Below are 4,530 nucleotides of genomic sequence, written 5' to 3'. Positions count from 1 at the left end.
GTCCCGCTGAGCGCGCCCCGACCGGTCCCGACCGGACCCACCCGGTCGGTACGGCCCCGCCCGGCGCCACCCGGCCCGTCGGGTCCGGCCCGGGTGGCCCGCCCGTCGTCCGGCCCCGACCGCAGAGTCCGTACCACCGCGAGCGAGGAGTGATTCCGACATGACCGTCCGAACCGAAACGACCACGGCCGACGGCCTGTCCGATGAGTACCGCCGGTCCTACCAGGAGCAGGGCTTCGTCCGGATCCCCCAGGTCCTGTCCGCGTCCGAGGTGGCGCGGTTCAAGACGGCGTCCGAGGAACTGCTGGCCGCGGAGGGGCCGGAGATCTGGGGGGCGGGGGAGGACTCGGTGCAGGTGCACTTCGTCGCACAGGCGTGGCTCAAGCACGAGGCGCTGCGCGACCTCGCGCTGCACCCGGCGATCACCGGTATCGCCAGGAGGCTCGCCGACGCGCCGCTGCGCCTCTACAGCACCGATGTCCTGGTCAAGGCACCGCAGCACACGCTGACCACCCTCCCCACCCTGGTGCACGACGACGAGACCGGCCTGCCGCTCGACGGCCTGGAACGCACGCTCACCGCGTGGGTCGCGCTGGTCGACGTCCCCGTCGAGCGCGGCTGCCTCAGCTATGTCCCGGGCTCCCATCTGCGCGACGCCGGCCACCGGCAGACCCATATGACCAGCTTCGCCGAGCACCGCGCCATCGACGACATCTGGCCGGACTACACCTGGCAGCCCCGGGTCACCGTCCCGCTGCGGGCCGGTGACGTCGCCTTCCACCATGTCCGTACCGTGCACATGGCCGGGGCGAACCGGACCGACACCGCCCGGATGGGGCACGGCATCGTTTACATGGACGCCGACGTCACCTACCGGCCCGGCACCGAGGACGCCCATATCGCCCATATGCGGCCCGGTGAGCCGCTGACCGGCGAGAAGTTCCCGCTCGTCAAGTGACGGCGGGGCAGAGAGGACCGGCCGGGCGCGACCCGGCCGACACGGACACGACCGGCCTGGCACAACCCGGCTGATACGAACACGACCGGCCCGAGGCGACTCGGCCGACACGGACACGACCGGCCCGAGGCGACTCGGCTGACCCGACCCTGCCGAGGCGACCCGGCTGAGGCGACCGTTGGAGATGAGCGTCGGAGATGAGCGTTGTGCAAGGGACACCGAACCGCACGGAGATCGGCGAACTGGGCCGGCGGCTGCAACGGGCCCACGGCGAGCACTGGCTGCACCGGGTCAAGGGCGACCCGTACGCCGATGTGCTCCGGGGCCACACCGACGACCCGCACCCGCGATACGAGGAGATCCGCGCGCTCGGCGGTCTGTGGCGCAGCTCCACCGGCGCCTGGGTGACGGCGGACCACGGGGTCAGCGAGGCGCTGCTGAGCGGGCCGTGGCCGCACACCGCGGTGACCGGCGACGACGCCCATGTCCCGGTGGCGGACGCGGGCCTGGGCGGCGACGCGGCACACTATGAGCGGCTGCGCGAGCTGGCCGGGGCCACCGTCACCCGGTCGGCCGTCACGAGGGTGTGCCACCGGGCGGTCGACGGCCTGCCCGACCGGTTCGACCTCGTCACCGACCTCGCCGAGCGGGTTCCCGTGGACCTGCTCGGCGAGACCTTCGGGCTCTCCGGGCCGCTCCGCCGCGAACTGGCCGACGCCTGCGCCGCCGCCGGGGTCCTCCAGGACGGTGTGCTGTGCCCGCAGCGACTGGAGGTGACCCGCCGTGCGACGACCGCCGTCGACCGCCTGCGGTCGCTGTTCGCGCGGGCCGCCGGGGGCGGCGATCCGGCCGCCGACAGCCGGGCGCTGGCCATCCTGCTGGCGACCGCGGGCGTACGCACCGCCGCCACGCTGATCACAAACGCCGTACTGGCGGTGGTCGACCACCCCGGAGAGTGGGCGCGGGTGGCCGACGAACCGGCGCACGCGGCCCACGTCGTGGCCGAGGCCCTGCGGCACGATTCCCCGGTGCAGCTCCACCCGGTTGTCGCGCGGGCCGACAGCGAGTTCGCCGGTCAGCTCGTGTCGGCGGGCGAGCGGGTGGTGGTGCTCGTCGGTGCCGCGAACCGCGATCCGGCGGTCTTCGCCGAACCCGGCCGGTTCGTCACCGGCCGCGCGGCCCCCGCGCTCCTGCCCGCCCTGCACCACCGGGTGACCCTGCCGTTCGCCCGCCGCCAGGCCGAAGCCGTGGTCCGGGCGCTGGTGGCCGGGTCTCCCGGATCGCGCCGGGCGGGCCCGCAGGTGCGCAGCCGCCGCTCGCCGGTGACCAGAAACCTGCTGCGCTGCCCGCTGGCAGTCGGCTGACCTGCGTCGAGAGAAAAGGGAAACCGGCGATGAGAGTCCTGTTCACCTCGATCGAGGGCAATCACTTCCATCAGATGGTCCCCTTGGCCTGGGCCCTGCGGACCGCGGGCCACGAGGTACAGGCGGCCTGCAACGAGAAACTGGTCGACACGGTCACGCAGACGGGCCTCACCGCCGTGCCGATCGAGTCGCCGACCCTGTGGGAACAGCTCGACGGCTTCCAGCAGGAGGCGATCTCCCTCTTCAACGAGATCGGCACCAGCAGCCAGGACCCGGCCGCCGCGGCCTGGGAGGACCATCTCTCCTACGAGAACATGCTGGTCCCCGCGCTCTACCAGCCGCTCAACAACGACGCGCAGATCGACCAGCTGGTGGCGGTGGCCCGCAGCTGGCAGCCCGACCTGGTGATCTGGGAGAGCTTCTCGATCGCCGGGGCGATCGTCGCCACCAGTGTCGGCGCGGCCCACGCGCGGCTGGTCTCCGGCCCCGAGCTGGCCCTCCAGATGGAAACCCGCGGACACTTCACACACCACCGCGACCAGCAGCCCGAACAGCTGCGGGAGGACCCGACGGCCGAGTGGATCGACTGGACGCTCGAACGGCTGGGCTGCGAAGCGCGGTTCGACGAGACGATGCTGACCGGGCAGTGGGTCGTCGACACCCGGCCCGGCAGTCTGCGCCAGGAGCTGGACCTGCCCACGGTGCCGATGCGCTACGTGCCCTACAACGGGCGCTGCACAGTGCCCAGGTGGCTCTACGAACCCGCCGCGCGCCGGCGGGTGTGTGTGACTCTCGGGACATCCATCACCAGCGGCGACTCCGAGCGGTTCCGGCTGAACGAGACGCTCGCCGCCCTGTTCCAGAGCCTGGCGGGCCTGGACGTCGAGATCATCGCGGCCCTCGACCCGGCACAGCTCGACTCGCTGCCCGAGCTGCCGGACAACATCCGCACCACGGACTTCGTCCCGCTCAACGAACTCGCACCGTCCTGCTCGGTGATCGTGCACCACGCCGGATACCAGACGAAGGCCACCGCGGACCTGCACGCTGTGCCCCAGGTCGTCATCGTCGGTTACGAGTGGGTGAGCGAGGACATGGGGGTGGAGTACGAGAAGTCGGGCACCACCCTGGCCGTATCCGCCGGTGATCTGTCGGCCGAGGTGCTGCGGGAGAAGATCCTCCAACTGCTCGACGAGCCCTCGTACGCCCGGCGGGCCCGGGACCTGCGGCAGGAGATCCTCGCCATGCCGACGCCCAACGAGGTCGTACCGGTCCTGGAGAAGATGACCGGGACACACCGCCGCCCCGGCTGAACCGGCGTGGCCGCGCGGTTCCGGCGGCGGTGGACCAGGGCTCCTCATGCGCGTTTCGAGACCGGTGCGGCAGGGTCGTCGGCATGTCGAATCCGTGGGATCTCCCCGACGAACTGCCCACCGACCTCCCGGTCACCCGATGCGAACTGTCCGACGGCCGAGTGGTGTCGGCGGTGCAGGAAGCGGAAGCACACACCCTCTGGGAGGAGATCAGCAACGCGGCCCCCTACCGGAGGGCCGCCGATGGCATCAGCCCCGACGAGGCCGTCATCGACGTCGGCGCGCACATCGGGCTGGCGTCACTGCTCTTCGCCGGCCTGGTGCCCAAGAGCCGTCTGCTCGCCTTCGAACCCGCGCCCAAGGCGTTCACCTGCCTGGCCGAGAACCTCGCGCGCCATATCCCGGGGGCGAGCGCGTACCGCCAGGCGCTGGGCGCGGCGCCGGGGAAGTCCGAGCTGATCTACCGCCCCTACGTCGCCTCGGCGTCGACGCTGTACGACGACGCGGCGGACGACACCCGTAACCTCGAAGCGCATCTGGACAACATCGACGCCGACGAACAGACCAGGGAGGTCGTACGGCGGACCTTCCAGGTCACCCAGCGGGTGCCGGTCGAGGTGACCACGCTGAGCGCGGTCCTGGCGGAGCACGAGGTGGACCGGGTCGGTCTGCTCAAGGTCGATGTCGAACGCGGTGAACTCGACGTCCTCCGGGGCATCGGACCCGACTGCTGGCCCCGGATCCGGCGGGTCCTCCTCGAAGCGCACGACATAGACGGCAGGCTCGGCGAGGTCGCCGCGCGACTGGCCGGCCTCGGCTTCCGGGTCACGGTCTCCCAGTGGGGGGTCTACGTCGGCGGCAGTGTCTATCTGGTCCTGGCCGAGCGGGACTGATC

Annotated in this window: 4 protein-coding genes; all 4 read left to right on the top strand. The window is 71.8% G+C overall.

The window, feature by feature from the left end; all coding sequences use genetic code 11:
- Window positions 1-160 precede the first annotated feature (160 nt).
- The 4 genes from ACWF94_RS34305 to ACWF94_RS34290 all read left to right on the top strand — a co-directional run bounded on the left by ACWF94_RS34305 (window position 161) and on the right by ACWF94_RS34290 (window position 4,528).
- Window positions 161-958 carry a phytanoyl-CoA dioxygenase family protein gene (locus ACWF94_RS34305; RefSeq protein ID WP_453497710.1) on the top strand — a complete coding sequence of 266 codons (798 nt, stop codon included), beginning with the start codon at window positions 161-163 and terminating at the stop codon, window positions 956-958.
- A gap of 197 nt (window positions 959-1,155) precedes the next feature.
- Complete coding sequence (locus ACWF94_RS34300) at window positions 1,156-2,322, top strand: cytochrome P450 family protein (RefSeq protein WP_453497707.1); 1,167 nt, start codon at window positions 1,156-1,158, stop codon at window positions 2,320-2,322.
- Window positions 2,323-2,351: 29 nt separating this feature from the next.
- A complete protein-coding gene (locus ACWF94_RS34295) occupies window positions 2,352-3,635 on the top strand; it encodes an activator-dependent family glycosyltransferase (RefSeq protein ID WP_453497704.1) in 1,284 nt (427 codons plus the stop codon).
- An 83-nt stretch (window positions 3,636-3,718) separates the two neighbouring features.
- On the top strand, window positions 3,719-4,528 hold the full coding sequence (locus ACWF94_RS34290; protein ID WP_453497701.1) for an FkbM family methyltransferase: 810 nt from the start codon (window positions 3,719-3,721) through the stop codon (window positions 4,526-4,528).
- Window positions 4,529-4,530 lie beyond the last annotated feature (2 nt).

It is taken from the genome of Streptomyces sp. NPDC055078, from assembly GCF_053607985.1.
Note: the sequence above shows the minus strand (reverse complement) of the source record. Positions and strands in the feature narration are given on the sequence as shown.

Coding starts and splice junctions, on each gene's coding strand:
- ACWF94_RS34300 (WP_453497707.1), top strand. CDS start 1,156: ATGAGCGTTGTGCAAGGGACACCGAACCGCACGGAGATCGGCGAACTG.
- ACWF94_RS34290 (WP_453497701.1), top strand. CDS start 3,719: ATGTCGAATCCGTGGGATCTCCCCGACGAACTGCCCACCGACCTCCCG.
- ACWF94_RS34305 (WP_453497710.1), top strand. CDS start 161: ATGACCGTCCGAACCGAAACGACCACGGCCGACGGCCTGTCCGATGAG.
- ACWF94_RS34295 (WP_453497704.1), top strand. CDS start 2,352: ATGAGAGTCCTGTTCACCTCGATCGAGGGCAATCACTTCCATCAGATG.